The following is a 1,003-nucleotide window of genomic DNA, read 5'->3' on the forward strand; positions in this document are numbered from 1 at the left end:
CCGGGGGGCGGTGAGCGGTACGGGTCCGGGGTGGGCCCGGACCCGTGGTGCGAGGAGCCGTACCGCGATGCGGCCCGGGGTGTCGCGGGGCCGGGCCGCTTCGGGGGCCGTACGGCTCAGATCTCGTACACCGCGCCCGTGTGGGCCAGCTCCACCGGGCCTTCGTAGACCTCGCGGGCGGCCGTGAGGTTGAGCTGGGGGTCCGTCCACGGCGGGATGTGGGTGAGGACGAGGCGGCGGGCGCCCGCGCGCTGCGCGCTCTCGCCGGCCTCGCGGCCGTTGAGGTGGAGGTCGGGGATCTCCTCCTTGCCGTCGGTGAAGGCGGCCTCGCACAGGAACAGGTCGCTGTCGGCGGCGAGTTGGTCGAGCGCGGGGGACGGCCCCGTGTCGCCGGAGTAGGTGAGTGAGCGGCCCCCGTGCTCGACGCGGAAGCCGTACGCCTCGACGGGATGGCGGACCTGCTCGGCGTGGAGGGTGAAGGGACCGATGCGGAAGCTGCCGGGCTTGAGGGTGTGGAAGTCGAACACCTCGGCCATCGCGGAGAGCGTGGGGGTGTCGCCGTGCCCGGCGGTGAGGCGTTCCTCGGTGCCCTCGGGGCCGTAGACGGGCAGCGGCCGGGAGGTGAGGGGGTCGGCGTTGTAGTAGCGCACGACGAAGTACGCGCACATGTCGATGCAGTGGTCGGCGTGCAGGTGACTGATGACGACGGCGTCGAGGTCGTGCAGGCCGATGTGGCGCTGCAACTCGCCGAGGGCACCATTGCCCATGTCGAGGAGCAGCCGGAAGCCGTCGGCCTCTACGAGGTAGCTGGAGCAGGGCGAGTCCGTGGACGGGATCGAGCCCGAGCAGCCGACGACGGTGAGCTTCATGAAGCGGGAACCTCCGCGCGGACGGGGTGAGCGGGGTGCGGGTGCGATCCGTCGAGCGTACGGGGAGTGCCGGTGGGCGGCTTCACGCCTGCGGCGGGTTGTGGGAGAAGTCACCGGCAAGACCACCCGTGAGG

Annotated in this window: 1 protein-coding gene; it reads right to left on the reverse strand. The window is 72.2% G+C overall.

The annotated features are described in order from the left end of the window. Nucleotides 1-116: 116 nt before the first annotated feature. Nucleotides 117-869, reverse strand: a complete 753-nt coding sequence (locus SSBG_RS09455) for an MBL fold metallo-hydrolase (protein ID WP_008745949.1) — start codon at nt 867-869, stop codon at nt 117-119. Between the last annotated feature and the right edge of the window lie 134 nt (nt 870-1,003).

Origin of the sequence: Streptomyces sp. SPB074 (assembly GCF_000154905.1) — a bacterium.
In the GTDB taxonomy this organism is placed as follows: domain Bacteria; phylum Actinomycetota; class Actinomycetes; order Streptomycetales; family Streptomycetaceae; genus Streptomyces.

Excerpts from the sequence above, each read along its gene's own strand:
- SSBG_RS09455 (WP_008745949.1), bottom strand. The coding sequence starts at position 869 with ATGAAGCTCACCGTCGTCGGCTGCTCGGGCTCGATCCCGTCCACGGAC.